Origin of the sequence: Kitasatospora sp. NPDC091257 (assembly GCF_044757675.1) — a bacterium.
Taxonomy (GTDB): Bacteria; Actinomycetota; Actinomycetes; order Streptomycetales; family Streptomycetaceae; genus Kitasatospora; species Kitasatospora lactacystinica.
The window spans coordinates 1-19,517 of sequence record NZ_JBIVVI010000019.1 but is presented as its reverse complement, the minus strand read 5'-3'; the positions used below and the strand labels follow the sequence as shown (position 1 = coordinate 19,517).

Annotated in this window: 14 protein-coding genes; 4 read left to right on the top strand and 10 right to left on the bottom strand. The window is 73.0% G+C overall.

Annotated features, from left to right (window positions below; genetic code table 11):
• The coding region (locus tag ACIQOV_RS01855; protein ID WP_401043745.1) for a D-alanyl-D-alanine carboxypeptidase family protein at positions 1-1,226 on the top strand (1,226 nt) is incomplete at its 5' end.
• Between the two features lie 61 nt (positions 1,227-1,287).
• Here the strand turns inward: ACIQOV_RS01855 and ACIQOV_RS01850 are convergent.
• Both ACIQOV_RS01850 and ACIQOV_RS01845 read right to left on the bottom strand, forming a co-directional pair.
• Positions 1,288-2,289: a YihY/virulence factor BrkB family protein gene (locus ACIQOV_RS01850; protein ID WP_401043743.1), complete on the bottom strand. Its 1,002-nt coding sequence runs from the start codon at positions 2,287-2,289 to the stop codon at positions 1,288-1,290.
• 103 nt (positions 2,290-2,392) lie between these two features.
• Positions 2,393-3,391, bottom strand: coding sequence for a glycosyltransferase family 2 protein (locus ACIQOV_RS01845; protein ID WP_401043740.1), 999 nt, complete (start codon positions 3,389-3,391; stop codon positions 2,393-2,395).
• 134 nt (positions 3,392-3,525) lie between these two features.
• On the opposite strand from ACIQOV_RS01845, the gene ACIQOV_RS01840 reads away from it, so the two are divergent.
• Entirely contained in the window at positions 3,526-7,098 is a 3,573-nt protein-coding gene (locus tag ACIQOV_RS01840; protein ID WP_380542968.1) for a CDP-glycerol glycerophosphotransferase family protein, read from the top strand.
• Positions 7,099-7,346: 248 nt separating this feature from the next.
• Entirely contained in the window at positions 7,347-9,917 is a 2,571-nt protein-coding gene (locus ACIQOV_RS01835) for a CDP-glycerol glycerophosphotransferase family protein (protein WP_401043737.1), read from the top strand.
• Here the strand turns inward: ACIQOV_RS01835 and ACIQOV_RS01830 are convergent.
• The 6 genes from ACIQOV_RS01830 to ACIQOV_RS01805 all read right to left on the bottom strand — a co-directional run bounded on the left by ACIQOV_RS01830 (position 9,902) and on the right by ACIQOV_RS01805 (position 15,467).
• The gene (locus ACIQOV_RS01830) at positions 9,902-10,456 is read right to left on the bottom strand and encodes a 2'-5' RNA ligase family protein (protein ID WP_380542974.1); all 555 of its coding nucleotides are present in this window, start codon (positions 10,454-10,456) and stop codon (positions 9,902-9,904) included. The two genes, ACIQOV_RS01835 and ACIQOV_RS01830, sit on opposite strands and share 16 nt — an antisense overlap.
• A complete protein-coding gene (gene trpS / locus ACIQOV_RS01825; protein ID WP_401043748.1) occupies positions 10,453-11,448 on the bottom strand; it encodes a tryptophan--tRNA ligase in 996 nt (331 codons plus the stop codon). Before trpS ends, ACIQOV_RS01830 begins: the two co-directional genes overlap by 4 nt.
• Before the next feature lie 75 nt (positions 11,449-11,523).
• On the bottom strand, positions 11,524-12,849 hold the full coding sequence (locus ACIQOV_RS01820) for a hemolysin family protein (RefSeq protein ID WP_401043734.1): 1,326 nt from the start codon (positions 12,847-12,849) through the stop codon (positions 11,524-11,526).
• A gap of 108 nt (positions 12,850-12,957) precedes the next feature.
• Positions 12,958-13,950: a malate dehydrogenase gene (locus tag ACIQOV_RS01815; RefSeq protein WP_401043732.1), complete on the bottom strand. Its 993-nt coding sequence runs from the start codon at positions 13,948-13,950 to the stop codon at positions 12,958-12,960.
• A gap of 217 nt (positions 13,951-14,167) precedes the next feature.
• Positions 14,168-14,593 (bottom strand): DUF3017 domain-containing protein, encoded by a 426-nt coding sequence (locus ACIQOV_RS01810; protein ID WP_359915192.1) that lies wholly within the window; start codon positions 14,591-14,593, stop codon positions 14,168-14,170.
• Between the two features lie 19 nt (positions 14,594-14,612).
• On the bottom strand, positions 14,613-15,467 hold the full coding sequence (locus ACIQOV_RS01805) for a bifunctional methylenetetrahydrofolate dehydrogenase/methenyltetrahydrofolate cyclohydrolase (protein ID WP_359915190.1): 855 nt from the start codon (positions 15,465-15,467) through the stop codon (positions 14,613-14,615).
• 574 nt (positions 15,468-16,041) lie between these two features.
• Here ACIQOV_RS01805 and ACIQOV_RS01800 point away from each other — a divergent pair.
• Positions 16,042-16,653 (top strand): hypothetical protein, encoded by a 612-nt coding sequence (locus ACIQOV_RS01800; RefSeq protein WP_359915188.1) that lies wholly within the window; start codon positions 16,042-16,044, stop codon positions 16,651-16,653.
• 114 nt (positions 16,654-16,767) lie between these two features.
• On the opposite strand, the gene purH is transcribed toward ACIQOV_RS01800, so the two are convergent.
• Together purH and purN are read right to left on the bottom strand one after the other, a co-directional pair.
• On the bottom strand, positions 16,768-18,342 hold the full coding sequence (gene purH / locus ACIQOV_RS01795) for a bifunctional phosphoribosylaminoimidazolecarboxamide formyltransferase/IMP cyclohydrolase (RefSeq protein WP_401043728.1): 1,575 nt from the start codon (positions 18,340-18,342) through the stop codon (positions 16,768-16,770).
• Complete coding sequence (gene purN / locus ACIQOV_RS01790; protein WP_359915185.1) at positions 18,339-18,998, bottom strand: phosphoribosylglycinamide formyltransferase; 660 nt, start codon at positions 18,996-18,998, stop codon at positions 18,339-18,341. Before purN ends, purH begins: the two co-directional genes overlap by 4 nt.
• Positions 18,999-19,517 lie beyond the last annotated feature (519 nt).

The window sequence follows — 19,517 nt, the reverse complement described above, 5'->3', positions numbered from 1 at the left end:
GGAGGGCGCCGGGAGCCGTGAGTGGGTACGGTCTGCTGGTGCCCACACCCCGTCTCACGTTCGCGCGCCTGTGCGCCGCGGTCACCGCGGCCCTGCCGGTACTGCTCGCCGCCCCGGCGGGCGCGGCCCCGCAGCAGCCGCCCCCGTCGGTCGCGATCGGCGGCGAGCGGCTCGGGCTCCCGGGGGTGCAGGTCGCCCCGATGGCGGGCGCTCCGCCGCTGCCCCCCGACCTCACCGGCCAGTCCTGGATAGTCTCCGACGCGGTGTCGGGGGAGGTGCTGGCGGCCAGCAATCCGCATCTGCGGCTGCCCCCGGCGAGCACTCTGAAGATCCTGTTCGCGGACACCGTGCTGCCCAAGTTCGACCGCAACGCGGTGCACCGGGTGGCCGACGAGGAGATCCAGGGGATCGGCCCCGGCAGCAGCCTGGTCGGCATCAAGGAGAACCTGGACTACCGGGTCGAGGACCTGTGGCGCGGGGTCTTCCTGAGCTCCGGAAACGACGCGGTGCACGTCCTGGCGCACATGAACGGCGGGGTGCAGCAGACCGTCGCCGAGATGCAGACGCGCGCCGACACGCTCCAGGCGCGGGACACCAGGGTGATCTCCCCGGACGGCTACGACATGGACGGCCAGGTGTCCTCGGCCTACGACCTGTCGCTGTTCGCCCGGGCCGGTCTGCGCAACGCGGACTTCCGGATGTACTGCGCGACCCGGGACGCGATGTTCCCCGGCGCCGTCGACCGGAACACCGGCCGACGCGGCAGCTTCGGGATCGCCAACACCGACCGGCTGCTGGGCAAGTACCCGGGCCTGATCGGCGTGAAGAACGGCACCACCACCAACGCCGGCTCGACCTTCGTCGGCGCCGCCGAACGCGACGGCCGCACCCTGCTGGTGACGGTGATGCACCCGTCGAGCTACCAGAAGGTGTACGACGAGACGGCCGCGCTGCTGGACTGGGGCTTCGCCGCGGCCGGCAAGGTCCAGCCGGTCGGCCGGCTGGTCGGCGAGCTCCCGCCCGGCGGCGCCGAGCCGACCGGCCAGGCCGGCGGCGGTGACAGCACGCCCGTGCCGCCGCCGCACCCCGCCGCACCGGCGGCCGCGGCGCCCAGCGCGGCGGGCGGGGGCGGCCGGTTCGCTGTCGTCGGCTGGTCGGCCGTGGTGCTCGCCGGTGCCGCGCTCGGGTACGGCGCGGTGGTGCTGCGGCGCCGCTCCGCGGGCTGATCCGCCGGCTGATCCGCCGACGCCGAACCGGCTGAACACCGGCCCGCGGCAGGGCCCGGCCTCAGTCCAGGGGCCGAGCTTTCCCCTTTCCCTTTCTCTCCGTCCTCTCCTTCTTCCGGGCCCGGGCGGCCTGCTCCGCGGCGTCCGCCCGGGCCGCCGCCTCCGCCTTGTCGGCCGCTTCCAGCAGCGTCCGCCCGTGCGCCCTGGTCCGCTCCCGGGCGGCCCGCGGGTCGGCCGTCGCCGTCCAGGCCACGCAGTACATCAGCAGCCGGGAGACGAAGTTGATCCACAGCAGCAGCGCGACCGGCGTGGCGAACGCCCCGTAGAGGCTCCGTCCGGCGATCGAGCCCAGGTAGGAGGCGAGCAGGAGCTTCAGCAGCTCGAAGCCGACGGAGCCGATCAGCGCGCCCTGCACGAGGTCCCGGCGGCGCTGGTCGGTGATGCCGGGGAAGGGCGCCAGCAGGTAGGCGAAGAGCAGCATGTCGCACGCTATGGCGATCAGCACGCCGACGGCGGTGAGCAGGTACCCGCTGTTGAGGCCGATCGCGTCGGCGATCCGGCCGGCCAGCGTGGTCCCGGTGGCGGAGGCGGCCAGCGAGAACAGCGAGACCAGGCCGAGGCCGCCCAGCACCGCCACGTCCCGGGCCTTGCGCAGCACCGGGTTGCCCTCCTCCTGGGGCAGTTGCCACAGGTCCCGGATCGAGGTGCGCATGGTGTCCACCCAACCGAGGCCGGAGATCAGCAGCAGCGCCCCGCCGACCAGCCCGACGGTGCCCGCGTTGGACACCAGGGCCGGCAGGTTGAGCGCGTCCGAGAGCCCCGGCAGCTGGTCGGAGATGTGCTTCTGCAGCTCGTGCACCCGGTCGTCGCTGAGCGCCGCGGCGGCGATCGCCAGGCCCACCGTGAGCAGCGGGAAGAGGGCGAGGAAGCCGAAGAAGGTGACGGCGCCGGCCAGCCGGTTGCCCCGGGCGGCGGAGAAGTACTCGTACACCCGGTACGGGCGGCTGCGCAGCACCCGGGCCACGAGCGGGCCGAGGACCGGCAGACGGGTCAGGAAGTCCACCCACCGGTTATACCGGCCCTGTCCCCCGAATGGGCGTCAGGCCCCGGGTGGGTGTCCCGTGGGTTTCGGCGACCCCGGCGAGGACCGGCAGGACGCCCCGCGGCTACCGCTTGACGAGTCGACGGGCCTTGGCGAGGGCTCGGACGGCCTGGTAGGCCCCGTAGCGGCCGTGGCTGAGCAGTTCGGTGCGCACGCCGTCCACGCCGGCCGGCGGCCGGTAGCCGGCCGGCCGCAGCCGGGCGCAGTGCCCGGCGGCCCGGCGGAAGTACTCGCGGCGGTCGCCGGGCGGGACCCGGCCGGGCTTGGATACCACGGTGTTGAGGTGGTGCAGCATCCGGCCGTAGACGACCGGGCGCCAGCGCTCCAGGTCGGGGCGGCGGTCGAGGAAGGCGAAGACCAGGTCGTACTGGGCGAACACGTCGAAGTGCTTGCGGCTGGCGGTGGCCAGGATGTTGCCGCCCTCCTGGCGCTGGCGGTAGTGCACGCCGACCTGGTCGAGCAGGGTGATCCGGGCGGCGGCGAGCAGCGCCGGGTACGTCCAGGGGGTGTCCTCGTAGTAGCCGGCCGGGAAGACCAGCCGCTGTTCGGCGATGAAGCCGCGGCGGTAGGCCTTGTTCCAGACGACCTGGAGCAGGTCGAGCAGGTCGGGGCGGGCGTCGAGGTCGAAGACGTCCGGGGAGGCGGCGCCGAAGACGTGGGCGGAGGCGGCCCGGGTGATCCGGCCGTCGGCGTAGGTGCGGGCGTAGTCGTAAACCAGGATGTCCGGGTCACCCGTGGCGGTGAGCCGCTCGTCGATGCCCTTCAGCAATCCGGGGGTGAGTGTGTCGTCGCTGTCGAGGAAGATCACGTAGTCCCCGGTGGCGACCTCCAGGCCGGCGTTGCGGGCCCGGCCGAGGCCGACGTTCTCCGGCAAGTGCAGCACCCGGACCCTGGTGTCGGCGGCCGCGGCCTCGTCCAGCAGGGCGCCGCAGCCGTCCGGGGAGCGGTCGTCCACGGCGATCAGTTCGAAGTCCGGGCCGTCCTGGCCGAGTACCGAATCGAGGCATTCGGAGAGGTAGTCCTGGACCTGGTACACGGGGACGATCACGCTGAAACGGGACACGGACCCAGCGTAGTGGTCCCGGGGTGGGCGAGGTCCCCGGAGGTAGGATCGGGGGCGCACGTACGCACCGATCCAAGTGCGGCCAGGCCCCGTACGGGCTGCCACGCTCCTCCAGAGAAAGGCCTGCGTAGCCGATGGCTCCCCGCCTCTCCATCGTCGTCCCGATCTACAACGTCGAGCGCTACCTCGTCGAATGCCTCGACTCGATCGCCGCCCAGACCTTCACGGACTTCGAGTGCGTCATGGTCGACGACGGTTCGAAGGACGGCAGCGCGGCGCTCGCCGAGGCGTACGCGGCCGAGGACTCCCGGTTCCGGCTGGTCCGGCAGGTGAACAAGGGACTCGGCGCGGCCCGCAACACCGGCATCCGGCACATCGACCCGGACTCCGAGTTCCTGTGCTTCGTGGACAGCGACGACTCGATGCCGCCGAGCGCGTACGAGCTGATGATCAACACGCTGGACGAGACCGGCTCGGACTTCTGCACCGGCAACGTGCTGCGCTTCCGCGCCGTGGGCTACTACCAGTCCGGCGGCCACCTGAAGCCGTTCAAGGAGACCAGGCTCAAGACCCACATCACCGAGATCCCGGCGCTGGTCACCGACCGCACCGCGTGGAACAAGGTGTACCGCCGCTCGTTCTTCGACGGCGCCGGCCTGCTCTACCCCGAGGGCATCCTGTACGAGGACGCGCCGGTCAGCGTGCCGCACCACTACCTGGCCAAGAGCGTGGACGTGCTCTCCGAGCCGATCTACCACTGGCGCGAGCGCGAGGTCGGCGAGATGTCGATCACGCAGATGCGCACCAACCCCAAGGGCCTGATCGACCGGGTCGCCTCGGTCGAGCTGGTGCGCGCCTGGCTGATGAAGCAGACCGAGCCGCGCTTCGCCGAGTACCTGCGCTCCTACGACGAGAACACCCTCGTCGAGGAGATCCCGATGTTCTTCTCGTCCCTGGTGGAGGGGGACAAGGACTACCGGGACGCCTACCTCCAGCACGTCGGCCGGCTGCTCCGGGCGATCGGCTCCGACCACGTCGGCCGGCTGCGCGCGCCGGTGCGGCTGAAGTACCACCTGACCCTGTCGGGCCGGATGGACGAGCTGGTCGACCAGATCACGTACGAGCGCGAGAGCGGCGGCGGTGTCCAGGCCCGCGGCCTGCTGCGCCCGTACGCCGACTACCCGTTCCTGCGCGGCGGGCGCAAGAGCGTGCCGGCCGGGGTGCTCAAGCTGGACAACTCGCTGGTCATCCGCAGCCGGCTGTACCGGAGCGTCTGGGAGGACGGGAAGCTGCGGCTGACCGGGCACGCCTACCCGGAGCAGCTGGGCGCGGCCGGCAAGCACGACATGGTCCGCACCCTGGTGCTGCGCGAGGCCAAGGGCCGCCGGGTCATCGCGGTGCCGATGAGGACGACGTACAGCCCCGAGGCCACCGCGAGCTGCCAGCACGACCTGTACAGCTGCGACTGGTCCGGCTTCAACGTGGCCATCGACCCGAAAAGGCTCAGGCACCGCGGCCAGTGGAAGGACGGCAACTGGCGCGTCCTGGTGGCCGGCGCCGGCAAGGGCGGGGTCTACAAGGGCCGGATCTCGGCCGGGTGGAGCGACAGCGCGCAGTTCCTCCCGTCGCACTGGGTCGAGCCGGACGTGCGGATCGTGCCGTGGATCCGGGACAACTTCGTCTACCTCCGGGTGGAGACGGTCAAGGCCCGGGTGACCGGCCTGGCCGCGCACGGCGACCGGCTGGAGGTCTCGGGCGCGGCCCGCTCCGGCCCGAGCTTCGCCGGGGCGCGGCTGCGGCTCACCCACGCCGAGTCGGACCGCCACGTGACCTTCCCGCTGGAGCTGGGCGCTCCGGTCGGCTCGCTCCAGCCGTTCACCGCGCTCGCCCCGGTCGCCGAGCTGACCGCCGTCCGCGAGGCCTGGGCCGAGCTGGACCCGGTGGCCGGCGAGCGCAGCCGCGACCACTGGGACGGCTCCCTGCTGCTGGCCGACGGCAGCACCGTCCCGCTGGCCTGGGACGACCGCAACGCGCCCGAGCGGCTGCACCTGGCGCTGAACCCGCAGGCCCCGGTGGCCGAGCGCCGGGCGCTCTACTCCAAGCCCTCCCCCAACGGGCACCTCCAGTTCACCGACCAGGTGCTCCAGCCGCTGGTGGACGACGTGTCCTCGCGCGGCGCCGACGGCTTCCTGCTGAGCGGCTCGTTCCCGCTGCCCGGCGCGCACCGCTGGGAACTGGTGGTCCGTCACAAGTGGCGCGAGGAGGAGCACGCCTACCCGGTGGAGATCTCCGACGGCCGGTTCCGCACCGCGCTGCCCGCCGTGCCGACCGCCTCCTTCGCCGGCCGGGTGCCGCTCTCCCGGGGCACCTGGCACGTCGTCTTCCGCCCGGTCGGCGTGCAGGTGCCCGAACTGCCGGACGCCGCCGCGCTGGTCACCCCGGACTGCTTCGACGTCCTGCCGGTCGTGGTGGAGTCCCGCGGCAAGCGGATACTGCTGGAGCGTCGCGACCACGACGGCCTGTCGCTGGAGTCGGACTCGGTGCTGCTGCCCGAGGAGCGGGCCGGCTTCCGCCAGCGCCAGCTGCAGAGCGTGGACTACCCGGCTGCCCGACGGCTGCCGGTGCGCGACACGGTGGTGTACCACACCGGCAAGTACGGCACGTACTCCGGCTCGCCCCGGGCCGTCCACGAGGAACTGGTCCGCCGCGGCCTGCCGCTGGAGCACCTGTGGGGCAACGACGACATGCAGGCCGAGCTGCCGCAGAGCGCGACCGCGCTGCGGTACCGCAGCCCGGAGTGGTACGAGGCGCTGGCCACCGCCAAGTACGTGGTGGCCAGCACCCACCTGCCCGACTTCTTCGTCCGCCGTCCCGACCAGGTGGTCGTCCAGACCTGGCACGGCACCCCGCTGAAGCAGATCGGCTTCGACTTCGAGAAGGTCTGGTTCACCGACTCCAAGTACCTCAAGAGCCTGGCCCGGGAGGTCCCGAACTGGAGCCTGCTGGTGGCCGGCAACCGCTGGTCGGCCCCGGTGCTGCGGCGCGCCTTCGACTTCAAGGGCGAGATCCTGGAGAGCGGCTCGCCCCGGAACGACCTGCTGTTCGCCTCCGACCGGGAGAAGACCGCCGAGCAGGTCCGGGAGCGGCTCGGCCTGCCCGAGGGCAAGAAGGTCGTGCTCTACGCGCCGACGTGGCGCGAGGACCGGCGCCGGCCGCAGGACGGCTACCAGATCGACCTGCGGATCGACCTGGCGGCGGCCAGGGCCGCGCTCGGCGACGACCAGGTGCTGCTGGTGCGCCGGCACCACCTGATGTGCGGCCAGATCCCGGGCGCCGGCAACGGCTACATCTGGGACGTCGGCAGCTACCCCGACATGGCGGAGCTGCTGCTGATCGCCGACGTACTGGTGACCGACTACTCGGCGAGCGTGTTCGACTTCGCGGCGACCGGCAAGCCGATCGTGTTCTTCACCTACGACCTGGAGCACTACCGGGACAACCTGCGCGGCTTCAGCCTGAACTTCGAGGCCGAGGCGCCCGGCCCGATGCCGGCCACCTCCGAGGAACTCGTCTCCGTGCTCGGCCGGGTGGACGGGATCACGGCCGAGTACGCGGACCGGGCCACCGCGTTCCGCGAGGCGTACTGCGACCTGGACGACGGCAAGGCCGCCGCCCGGGTGGTCGACGCGATGCTCCGCAAGGAGTAGCCGCCGCACACGCCCCGGCGGGCGCCCGGCACCGATCGGTGCCGGGCGCCCGCATGTGTCCGGGCACCTGTGCGTCCGGGCGGAAGGGACCGAAAAGGGCCCGGCGGAAAGGACCGGAACACCGGATCCGCATTCGAACCGGCGTTCCCGGAAATGCATTCCCCGGGGCATTCGAAAAAGCGTGCAATTGACCCCGGCGCCATTTCTGGATGGGATGTTGACTTCCCTTCCGAAGGGCTCCCACCGCCATGCCTGTGCTCACGCGGCTGGTCCTGCCGCACGCCGCCCCCCGGGTGACCGCCGGCCGCCCCGCCGAGGACGAGGACGTCGTCTTCGGGCTGCTGCGCGCCCACTGGCACGGCCGCGGCCTGGAGCTCACCGGCTTCGCCCGCCCGAAGGGCCAGGACACCGCCCGCCCCGGCTCCGCCTGGACCTGGCTGACCCTGCGCCACCAGAACCGGTCCCAGCCGCCGCTGCACCTGCGCTCCCGCCCCCGCCGGATGCCCGAGGTCACCGACGACAGCGCCCAGTCCGAGCACAACCACGACTGGTCCGGCTTCACCGCGCTGATAGCACCCGGCCGGCTGCGCCGCGGGGACCACTGGCTGCTCGGCGACTGGCGGATCGAGGCCACGCTCTTCACCCGCCCCCGCCCCGCCCGGGTGCGCCGCCGGTACGGCGCCCTCGCCCCGCACTGGTGCGGCTCCGGCGAGTACCCGCCGGCCCACTGGGTGGACGACGGCGTCCGGCTCCAGCCGTTCTTCGCCGACGGCCGGCTGCGGCTGCGGCTGGAGCGCCCGGCCGTCCGGATCACCCGCGCCGCCCCCGCCCCCGACGGCCTGGACCTGGGCGGGGTCGCCGACGCCTGCCCCTCCGGCACCGTGCTGCGGCTGCGCCACCGGGAGAGCGACGCGGTGGTCGAGCAGCCGCTCGCCCGCACCGGCAACACCTTCACCGTCCGGGTGCCGTACCGCCCGTTCACCGCCGACGGGCGGGGCAGCGGCAGGCTGGAGCACTGGGACGCCGAACTGCTGCGCCCCGACGGCGGCACCGAACAGCTCTGCCTCGACGAGCGCGGCGGCCCGGTGGCCGGCCAGCACCCGCTGCCCGGTGTCCCGGACCGGGTGCTCTACCTCAAGCACCTCGCCGACGGCCGGCTCCAGCTCTGCGTCCAGCCCGCGGCCGGCCTGGTCGACCGGATCGCCGTACGGGACGGCGGCTTCGAACTGTCCGGCCGCTGCCCGGACCCGGCCGCGGACCGGCTGCAGCTGGTGCTGCGGCACGCCGGCTCCGCGAGCGAGGTCCGCACCCCGGTCGCCACCGGCCCGGACGGCCGCTTCCGGGTCCGGGTGCCCGCCGCCCGGACCGGCTCGGACGGCGTCGCGCTGCCGCTGCGCAAGGGCGTCTGGGAGGCCGCCCTGGAGCCGGTCGCCCGCCCCGGGGACGCCCGGCCGCTGCTCGCCGCCCCCGCCGCGCTGTCCGCCGTCCCCGCCGCCACCACCGCCGGCGGCAAGCGGGTCCTGCTGCAGCGCCGGTGGCACGACACCCTGGTGGTGGACTCCACGCCGGTGCTCACCGCCGCCGAGCGCAGCGCCTGGACGCAGCGCCGGCTGCGCACCGAGCGCTACCCGGCCGCCCGCCGCGCGCCACTGCGCGAGGCGGTGCTGTACGACGTGTTCGGCGGCCGCGGCTATGCCGACTCCCCACGCGCGGTGCACACCGAACTCGTGCGCCGCAACGCCCGGTTGGAGCACCTGTGGGTGGTCGACGACGCCCAGGCCGTGGTGCCGCCCGGGATCGTCCCGGTGCGCAGCTGGAGCCCGGAGTGGTACCGCGCGCTGGCCACCTGCCGGTACCTGGTCGGCAACACCCACTTCCCGGACTTCCTGGAGCGCCGTCCCGGCCAGGTCGTCGTGCAGACCTGGCACGGCTCCCTGCTGAAGCGGATCGCCCACGACGTCGAGAGCCCCTGGCTGGCCGACCGCGGCTATCTGGCGGCGCTCGACCGGGAGACGCCGCAGTGGAGCCTGCTGCTCTCCCCCAGCCCGTTCGCCACCCCGATCCTGCGGCGCGCCTTCCGCTACGCCGGCGAGCTGCTGGAGTCCGGGTACCCGCGCAACGACGTGCTCGCCCGACCGGACCCGCGGACCGTCGCCGCCGTCCGCCGCCGGCTCGGCGTTCCCGAGGGCCGGCGGATCGTGCTGTACGCACCGACCTGGCGCGAGGACCAGCAGCGCGGCGACGGCGAGGGCTTCCGGCTCGACCTGCGGCTGGACCTCGACCACGCCCGGCGCCTGCTCGGGCCGGACCACGTGCTGCTGGTCCGCCCGCACGCGCACGTGCGCGAACCGCTGCCCGGCGCCGGCGACGGCTTCCTGTACGACTGCGGGGACTACCCCGACCCGCAGGAACTGCTGCTGGTCGCGGACGTCCTGGTGACCGACTACTCGTCGATCATGTTCGACTTCGCCATCACCGGCCGTCCGATGTACTTCTTCACCTACGACCTGGAGCACTACCGCGACACCCTGCGCGGCTTCTCCTTCGACTTCGAGGCGAACGCCCCCGGCCCGCTGGTGCCGACCTCGGCCGAACTGCTCGGCGCGCTGCGCGGACTCGCCGACGGCGACGGCGGACCGCCGCCCGACTACGCCGAGCGCTACCGGCGCTTCCGGGCCGAGCACTGCGCCCTGGACGACGGCCGCGCGGCCCGCCGGGTGGTCGACCGGATGCTCGAACTCGGCGGCCGGGGAGGCCGGGCGGCGGGGCTAGGCTGCGCGGCGGGGCCAGGAGACGCCCCGGTTCACCCGAACGGGTAGCTCCGCCAGGGCCGCCAGACCTCGTCCGCGCCGAACCGGGAGAGGCCGAAGCCCTCCACCGGGAAGTCCGCCCGGAAGTCGCGTGCCTGCTCGTACGCCTGGTCCAGCACGTCGTCCGACAGTCCGTGGGCGACCGTCACGTGCGGGTGGTACGGGAAGGCCAGCTCGCGGGCCAGCGGGCCGGAGCGGATGTCCGCCTCCAGCAGCCGGCACTCCTGGGCGCCCTCCTCGACCCGGACGTACACCACCGGGGAGACCGGGCGGAAGGTCCCGCTGCCGTGCAGCAGCATCCGGAACGGGCGGTGCGCGGCCGCCACCGCCGCCAGGTGCTCCTCGATCTTCGGCAGCGCCTCGGCGGGCACCTCGGTCGGCGGCAGCAGGGTGACGTGGGTGGGTATCGACCGGGCCAGCGGATCGCCGTGCCCGGCCCGGGCGTCCTGGACCGCCGTGCCGTACGGGTCCGGGACGCTCACGGACACGCCGATGGTGACGACCTCGGGGAGGTCGCCACCACCGGGCAGGTGCGTGAGGGGAGTCACCGCTTGGCGGCCGGAAGGAAGCCGATCCGGTCGTACACCGTCTCCAGCGTCACCGACGCCACCGCGCGCGCCTTCTCGGCGCCGATCGCCAGCACCCGGTCCAGCTCCGCCGGGTCGTCCAGGAACACCCGGGTGCGCTCCTGGAAGGGGGTGACCCACTCGGTGAACAGCTCGGCCAGCTCGGTCTTCAGGGCGCCGTACATCTTGCCCTCGAAGTGCTCGACCAGCTGGTCCACCGACCGGCCGCTGAGCGCGGAGTGGATGCGCAGCAGGTTGGAGACGCCCGGCTTCTCCTCCTCGTCGTAGGAGACGACGGTGCCGGTGTCGGTGACGGCGCTCTTGAACTTCTTGGCGCTGACCTTCGACTCGTCCAGCAGGCTGACCAGGCCCTTGGCCGAGGAGGCCGACTTGCTCATCTTGATGCCCGGGTCCTGGAGGTCCATGATCTTCGCCGTCTCCTTGAGGATGTACGGCTTCGGGATCGTGAACGTGGGGGCGTAGCGCGAGTTGAACCGCTCGGCGATGTCGCGGGTGATCTCCACGTGCTGGCGCTGGTCCTCGCCGACCGGGACGGCGTCCGCCTGGTAGAGCAGGATGTCCGCGATCTGGAGGATCGGGTAGGTGAACAGGCCGACCGTGGTGCCCTCGGAGCCGTACCGGGAGGACTTGTCCTTGAACTGGGTCATCCGCGAGGCCTCGCCGAAGCCGGTGAGGCAGTTCATCACCCAGGCGAGCTGGGCGTGCTCGGGCACGTGCGACTGGACGAAGAGCGTGCAGTGGTCCGGGTCCAGGCCCGCGCCGAGCAGCTGGGCGGCGGAGATCCGGGTGTTCTCGCGCAGCGTCGCCGGGTCCTGCGGCACCGTGATCGCGTGCAGGTCGACGACCATGTAGAAGGCGTCGTTCTCCTTCTGCAGGTCGACCCACTGGCGCACCGCGCCCAGGTAGTTGCCGAGGTGGAACGAGCCGGAAGTGGGCTGGATGCCGGAGAGCACCCGGGGACGGTCCTTGGCCGGACCGGTGACCGCTGCGTTGACCATGCGCGCCATTGTTCCAGTTCCACCGCTCGCTCAGGAAACCTCCGCCCCCGGAGGTTCGGCCAGTGTGACCGCACTCACCCCGACCCGGGCGATCCGCCGGCCCTCGACCTTGGCCACCGTCAGCAGCACCCCGCCGCCGCCCTCGACCGGAACGCGCACCTGGTCGCCGTCCCGGGGCAGCCGGCCGAGCGCGGCGACCAGGCAGCCCGCCACCGTCTCGTACGGACCCTCGGGCAGGGTGACGCCGGTCTCCTCGGCGAAGTCGCCGAGGTTGAGCAGGCCGTCCAGCTCGACGCCGCCGCCGGCCAGCCGGCGGGTGGGGGCGGCCTCCGGGCGGTCGTACTCGTCCCGGATCTCGCCGATCACCTCCTCGACCAGGTCCTCCAGGGTGACGATCCCGGCGGTGCCGCCGTACTCGTCCACCACGATGGCCAGGTGGTGGCCCTCCCGGCGCATCTCGCCCATCGCCTCCAGCACCAGCTTGGTGCCGGGCAGCAGCTTGACCGGGCGGGCCAGGTCGCGGACCTTGACGGCCTGCTCGCCGCGCGCGCCGTACAGGTCGCGGACATGGACGAAGCCGACCACCGCGTCGGCGCTGCCCTCGACCACCGGGTAGCGCGAGTGCGGGGAGGTGTCGGCCTGGTGCCGCACGGCGGCCAGCGGGCGCTCGGCGTCCAGGAACGTCACCTCGGTGCGCGGGACCATCACCTCGCGCAGCTGACGCTCTCCGGCGGAGAACACATCGGCGATCAACGCCCGTTCGTCGCTTCCGAGTTCGGTGTTGGCGGCGACCAGGCCGCGCAGTTCCTCGGAGCTCATCGAGCCGCGGCCCGCCGCCGGGTCGCCGCCGAGCAACCGGACCATCAGGTTGGTGGAGTGGCCGAGCAGCCAGATCACCGGCCGCAGCACCACCGACATCACGTCCACCACCGGGGCGGCGATGACCGAGATGGACGCGGCGCGCTGCAGGCCGATCCGCTTGGGGGTCAGCTCGCCCAGCACCAGCGAGGCGTAGCTGATCACCAGGGTGAGGCCGACCAGGGCCACCGCGTCGGCCACGCCCGCGGACAGCCCGGCCCGGACGAACAGCGGTGCGACCTTGCCGGACAGGGTGTCCGCGCCGAAGGCGGCCGACAGGAAGCCCATGCAGGTCACCCCGACCTGGACGGCGGCCAGGAAGCGGTTGGGGTCGGCCGCCAGGTGCGCGGCCCGCGCCGCGCGCCGCGTGCCGAGCCCCTCCAGCGTCCGGATCTGGCCCTCGCGCAGCGAGATCAGCGAGATCTCGGCGACGTTGAACAACCCGCCCAGCAGGATGAAGACGAGGACGAGCGCGGCGTCCCCGAGTGTTTCGTTCACAGCGGGCCAGTGTAGGACCGCCGCTGCCGCGAGGACCCGAACACGACGGCGGCCCGCCGCTTCCGGGAGGGAAGCGGCGGGCCGCCGGCGGAACCGTGCGGGGCGGGCTCAGATGAGACCCAGCTCCTGGACCGCGTCGCGCTCCTCGGTCAGCTCCTTGACCGAGGCGTCGATGCGGGCCCGCGAGAAGTCGGAGATCTCCAGGCCCTGGACGATCTCGAACTTGCCGTCCTTGGTGGTGACGGGGAAGGAGGAGATCAGGCCCTCCGGAACGCCGTAGGAGCCGTCGGAGACGACACCCATGGAGGTCCAGTCGCCCTCGGCGGTGCCGTTGACCCAGGTGTGGACGTGGTCGATGGCGGCGTTGGCGGCCGAGGCGGCCGAGGAGGCGCCGCGGGCGTCGATGATGGCGGCACCGCGCTTGGCGACGGTCGGGATGAACTCGCCCTCCAGCCAGGCCAGGTCGCTGCCGACGGCCTCGAAGGCCGGCTTGCCGGCGATCTCGGCCTGGAAGATGTCCGGGTACTGGGTCGCGGAGTGGTTGCCCCAGATGGTGACGCGCTTGATGTCGGAGACCAGGGCGCCGGTCCTGGAGGACAGCTGGCCGACGGCGCGGTTGTGGTCCAGGCGGGTCATCGCGGTGAAGCGCTCGGCCGGGACGTCCGGGGCGTTGCGCTGGGCGATCAGGGCGTTGGTGTTGGCCGGGTTGCCGACGACCAGGACCTTGATGTCGTCCGCGGCGTTGTCGTTGATGGCCTTGCCCTGCGGGCCGAAGATGCCGCCGTTGGCCGACAGCAGGTCGCCGCGCTCCATGCCCGCGGTGCGCGGACGGGCGCCGACCAGCAGCGCGACGTTGGCGCCGTCGAAGGCCACGTTCGGCTGGTCCGTGATCGTGATGTCGCGCAGCAGCGGGAAGGCGCAGTCGACGAGCTCCATGGCGGTGCCCTCGGCGGCCTTGAGGCCCTGCGGGATCTCCAGGAGGCGCAGGTTCACCGGCACGTCGGCACCGAGCAGGTGGCCCGAGGCGATGCGGAAGAGCAGCGCGTAGCCGATCTGGCCGGCTGCTCCGGTGATGGTGACGTTGACGGGGGTGCGGGTCATTTCTACCTTCTCCAGCAAATCGCCAGGCGCCCCAGGCACACCGGCACTGGAGCCAGGATGATCTCTCTCGACGTCGAGAGACCGGCGTCAGGTTATCGCAAAGGGAAGCGTATGCCCGGTGTCCCGGCGTGGCTGATGCGTCACAGAAGCAAGGCGGCCCCCGCCCGGGCCCTGGATTTCCACGGGACCGGGCGGGGGCCGTCGCAGGCCCTGCGGATCAGTGCCTGGGCCGGCCCATCAGCTGGCCGATGTTGTCGAGCAGCGGGATCTGCAGCCACGGGTTCGGCTGCGCCACCAGGGTCAGCAGCACGATCGAGATGCCCAGGAAGCTCAGCACGATCACGTCGGTGAAGCGGCTGCGCACCGCCAGCATCCCGACCTCGGGCAGCACCAGCCGCAGCACCGCGCCGAGCAGCACGCCGCAGCCGAGGATCAGCAGCCCGTACTTGAACCCGTCCTTGAAGTCGGCGAACCAGGTGACCGCGAGGCCGGCGCCGACGACCAGCAGGACCAGCGTGATCGGCCACTGCCGCACCGGCAGGGCGTGCTCGCGTCCGAGGGCCGCGGAGGCGCCCTCGGGCGGCAGGGTGCCGGTCGTCCTGACCGGCCTGCGGCGGGACCGTGCCGGTCGCGGTTCAGTCATGCTCGCCGTCCCTGGGGTGTCAGATGCCGGCGCGGCGCTCGGCCGCCTCGACGATGTTGTTGAGCAGCATCGCGCGGGTCATCGGGCCCACGCCGCCGGGGTTCGGGGAGATCCAGCCGGCCACCTCGGCCACACCCGGGTGCACGTCGCCGACGATCTTGCCCTCGCTGCGGCTGACGCCCACGTCCAGCACCGCCGCGCCCGGCTTGACGTCCTCCGGCTTGACCAGGTGCGGCACGCCGGCGGCGGCCACGATGATGTCGGCCTTGCGCAGGTGGGCGCCGAGGTCCCGGGTGCCGGTGTGGCACAGGGTGACGGTGGCGTTCTCGCTGCGGCGGGTCAGCAGCAGGCCGATCGAGCGGCCGACGGTGATGCCGCGGCCGACCACGACCACCTCGGCGCCGTTGATCTCGACGTCGTGGCGGCGCAGCAGCTCGACGATGCCGAGCGGGGTGCACGGCAGCGGGCCCTCGATGCCCAGGGCGAGCCGGCCGAGCGAGGTCGGGTGCAGGCCGTCGGCGTCCTTGTCCGGGTCCATCAGCTCCAGGACCGGGTTCTGGTCCAGGCCCTTGGGCAGCGGCAGCTGGACGATGTAGCCGGTGCAGGACGGGTCGGCGTTGAGCTCGCGGACGACGTTCTCGACGTCCTCCTGGGTGGCGGTGGCGGGCAGCTCGCGCTGGATCGAGGCGATGCCGACCTCGGCGCAGTCCTTGTGCTTGCCGTTCACGTACCAGCGGCTGCCCGGGTCGTCGCCGACCAGGACGGTGCCGAGGCCGGGCGTGACGCCCTTCGCCTTGAGGACCGCCACGCGGGCGGCGAGTTCGGACTTGATCGCGGCGGCGGTGGCCTTGCCATCGAGAATCTGGGCAGTCATGACCCCATTCTCCCGGATCGCCGGGGGTCTCCGTACCGAGGGCGTCCGACCGCTGCCGACACGCTCGCGGGCGCGGTTGCGGGCGCGGTCCCGGGCGCGGCTCCGGGCGCGACTCCGGCCCGCTCCCGGGCCCGCTTCCGGGGTGGACGAACGGGTGAACGGACGGGTACGAAGGTCCGACGCACGTTGCGGTTGCGCCACAGTCTTGACGCGGCACGCGGAACCGGCTGGACAGGGCGCCGCCGTCCGGATGACGATAAGCGCGCATTCCCGCCGCGATACCGGCCCGGTGACGGGCCGACGGACCCCGCGGCGGGGCGTACCCGGGGGAAAGAGCCAGTGAGCCGACCACAGCAGAACGAGCAGTCCGACCGCGGGGGCACCGTTCCGCCCGCGCCGTACCCGTCGGCCGCCTCGCACCCCTGACGCTCACCACGCTGCGAGCCGCGGCGCCCGTCACCGCCGCCGGGCCGTTCCCCGCTCCGCCGACGTCCCCCTCGGCCGGTGACCCGACTCACCGACCGGGACCGTCGGCGTCCCGTCCCCGCGTCCCCGTAACTGCCCGGAGGCATCCATGACGTACCCGCCCGACCCGAACAACCCGTACGGCCAGCCGCCGGCCGCCCCGGGCTACGGCTACCCGCAGCAGGCCCCGCCGCAGGCCGCCCCGGGCTACGGCTACCCGCAGCAGGCCCCGGCCTACGGGTATGCGCCGATGGTCCCGCCGTCCATGCCGGGCCTGATGACCACGGCCCGGGTACTGCTGTTCATCGTCGGCGGCGTCCAGACGCTCGCCGCGATCTCCTACGTGATCATCGGGGCGGCGGCCAAGGACGTCACCAACGCCGCCAGCCGGACCACCAGCGACGACAACCCGTTCACCGCGCTGGGCGACGCCGCCGCCGGTGTCCTGCTCGTCGTCGGCGTGCTGTTCGGGCTGTTCGCCGCGCTCTCCATCACGCTCGGCGTGAAGTTCGGCAAGGGCGGCAACGCCGTCCGCGTCACCACCATCGTGTACGGCTCGCTGGGTGCCCTGGTCGGCCTGCTGATCCTGCTCGGCGCCATCTCCGGCGGCACCGCGGTCGGCCTGGTGATGGCCCTGCTCTGGCTGGCGATCAGCATCATCTGGATCACCGCCATGTGCGTCCAGGACGGCGTCAACTGGTTCAACCGGCCGCGTTACTGACCGGCCCGCACGACCAGCGCAGAGCGGCCCGGCTCCCTCCTCGGAGGGGGCCGGGCCGCTCTGTCGTGCCGTCACACCGTCACGCCGCCGGCGGGGCCGGTGGAATCGGCGGGATCAGTGGAAGAAGTGCCGCGCGCCGGTGAAGTACATGGTCACGCCGGCCTCGGCGGCCGCCGCGACGACCTCCTCGTCCCGGATCGAGCCGCCGGGCTGGACGATCGCCCTGACACCGGCCGCGATCAGGATCGCCGGGCCGTCCGCGAACGGGAAGAAGGCGTCCGAGGCCGCGTAGGCGCCCTTGGCGCGCTCGCCGGCCCGCTCGACCGCGAGCTTGCAGGAGTCCACCCGGTTGACCTGGCCCATGCCGACGCCGACCGAGGCGCCGTCCTTGGCCAGCAGGATCGCGTTGGACTTGACGGCCCGACAGGCGCGCCAGGCGAAGGCCAGCTCGGCCAGCTCGTCGGCGGCCAGCGCCTCACCGCTGGCGAGGGTCCAGTTCGCCGGGTCGTCGCCCTCGGCGTGCACCCGGTCGGCGTCCTGGAGCAGCACGCCGCCGGAGATCGGGCGCACCTCCTGGCGGTTGGCCGGGGCCTCGGGGGCGAGCAGCACCCGCAGGTTCTTCTTGCGGGTGAGCACCTCCAGGGCGCCCTCCTCGTAGCCGGGGGCCACCACGACCTCGGTGAAGATCGGGGCGATCTGCTCGGCCAGCGCGACGGTGACCGGGCGGTTGACGGCGATCACGCCGCCGTACGCGGAGACCGGGTCGCACTCGTGCGCCTTGCGGTGCGCCTCGGCGACGTCGGCGCCGGTCCCGATGCCGCACGGGTTGGCGTGCTTGATGATCGCGACGGCCGGCTCGGCGTGGTCGTAGGCGGCGCGGCGGGCGGCGTCGGTGTCGACGTAGTTGTTGTACGACATCTCCTTGCCGTGCAGCTGCTGCGCGCCGGCCAGGCCTCCCGTGCCGTCGCTGTAGAGCGCGGCGCCCTGGTGCGGGTTCTCGCCGTAGCGCAGCACGTTCTGCCGCTCCCAGGTCGAGCCGAGGAACTCGGGGAAGCGCTCGTCGCTGGGCGCGTAGCCGTCCTCGAACCAGGAGGCGACGGCCACGTCGTAGGCGGCGGTGTGGGCGAACGCGGCACCGGCCAGGCGCTTGCGGGTGGCCAGGTCGAAGCCGCCCTCCTGCGCCGCCTTCAGCACGTCGCCGTAGCGGGCCGGGTCGACCACCACGGCCACCGAGGGGTGGTTCTTGGCGGCGGCGCGGACCATGCTCGGGCCGCCGATGTCGATCTGCTCGACGCACTCGTCCGGGGTGGCGCCGGAGGCGACGGTGGCCTTGAACGGGTAGAGGTTCACCACGACCAGGTCGAAGGGCTCGACGCCGAGCTCGGCCAGCTGGGCGCGGTGCGACTCCAGCCGCAGGTCGGCCAGCACGCCGGCGTGCACCCGGGGGTGCAGCGTCTTCACGCGCCCGTCCAGGCACTCCGGGAAGCCGGTCAGCTCGGAGACCTCGGTCACCGGGACACCGGCGGCGGCGATCCGGCCGGCGGTGGAGCCGGTGGAGACGATGGCGACCCCGGCGGCGTGCAGGCCCTGGGCCAGCTCCTCCAGACCGGTCTTGTCGTACACGCTGATCAGCGCGCGACGGATCGGACGGACGTTCTCCGAAACGGGCGTGGTGGAGCTGGCACTCATGCCGGAATCCATACCTTTCGGTCCTCGATGCGGTGACCTTCGCGGGCCAGCCGGCCCACGACGTCGACGAGCAACTGGCGCTCGACAGTCTTGATGCGCTCGTGCAGCGCTTCGCCGCCATCGGCGTGGTCGGCGTCGACGACCTCGACGACGCCCTGCGCGATGATCGGCCCGGTGTCCACGCCGGAGTCGACCAGGTGGACGGTGCAGCCGGTGACCTTCACGCCGTACGCGAGCGCGTCGGTGACGCCGTGGGCGCCGGGGAAGGAGGGCAGCAGTGCGGGGTGGGTGTTGACGGTCCGCCCGGCGAAGGCGGCGATGAACTCGGGGCCGAGGATCTTCATGAAACCGGCCGTGACCACCAGGTCCGGCTGGTACTCGGCGACGGAGGCGGTCAGCGCGCGGTCCCAGGCGGCCCGGTCCGGGTGGTCCTTCACCCGGTGGACGAAGGTCGGCAGGCCCGCCTTCCCGGCGCGCTCCAGGCCCGCGATCCCGTCCCGGTCCGCGCCGACGGCGAGGATCTCGGCGCCGTAGGCCGGGTCGGCGACGGCGTCGATCAGCGCCTGCAGGTTGGTGCCGGAGCCGGAGACCAGCACCACCAGGCGGGCCGGTCCGGGCGTACGGGGCGGGAAGTGCTGGGCGGGGGCGGCGGCCACTGCGCGTCTCTCCGTAGGTCGGGCGCCGTCCGCTGGTACGTCCACCGGTGGTGGGGCCACTACGAACGGCAGGTCGAGCGAGGGGGAACTCCAGGGAAATCCGCCGCGACGCGGGCCCCGGGGAACCTCTGTGGGCTGCTGACCGTCACCACGATAACGGCTGGTCGGAGGGCCTCCGCACCCTCCCGGCGGCGCTACGCGCGTAGTTGAGACGGGGATCTCCTCCGGCCCACCGCACCGGCCCCGGCGTCCCCGCCCGCCCCGCGGCACCGGGCCGCCGATGGCCCGACGGACGACTGCGGGATCATTGGGGGCGCGGGAGACCGCTCCGACGCGAGAACCTCCGAACGAGCCCCGACCGAGAAGGAATGGCTGAACCCATGAGCAGCGGCGACGACACCGGCGAGCGCAACCCCTTCGCGCCGCCGCCGGCGGATGCCCCGGACCAGCCGTGGCAGCCGCGCAGCCCCTGGGCCGGCGGGGGTCACGGCTCCGACGGCCAAGCGGGCCCCACCGGAC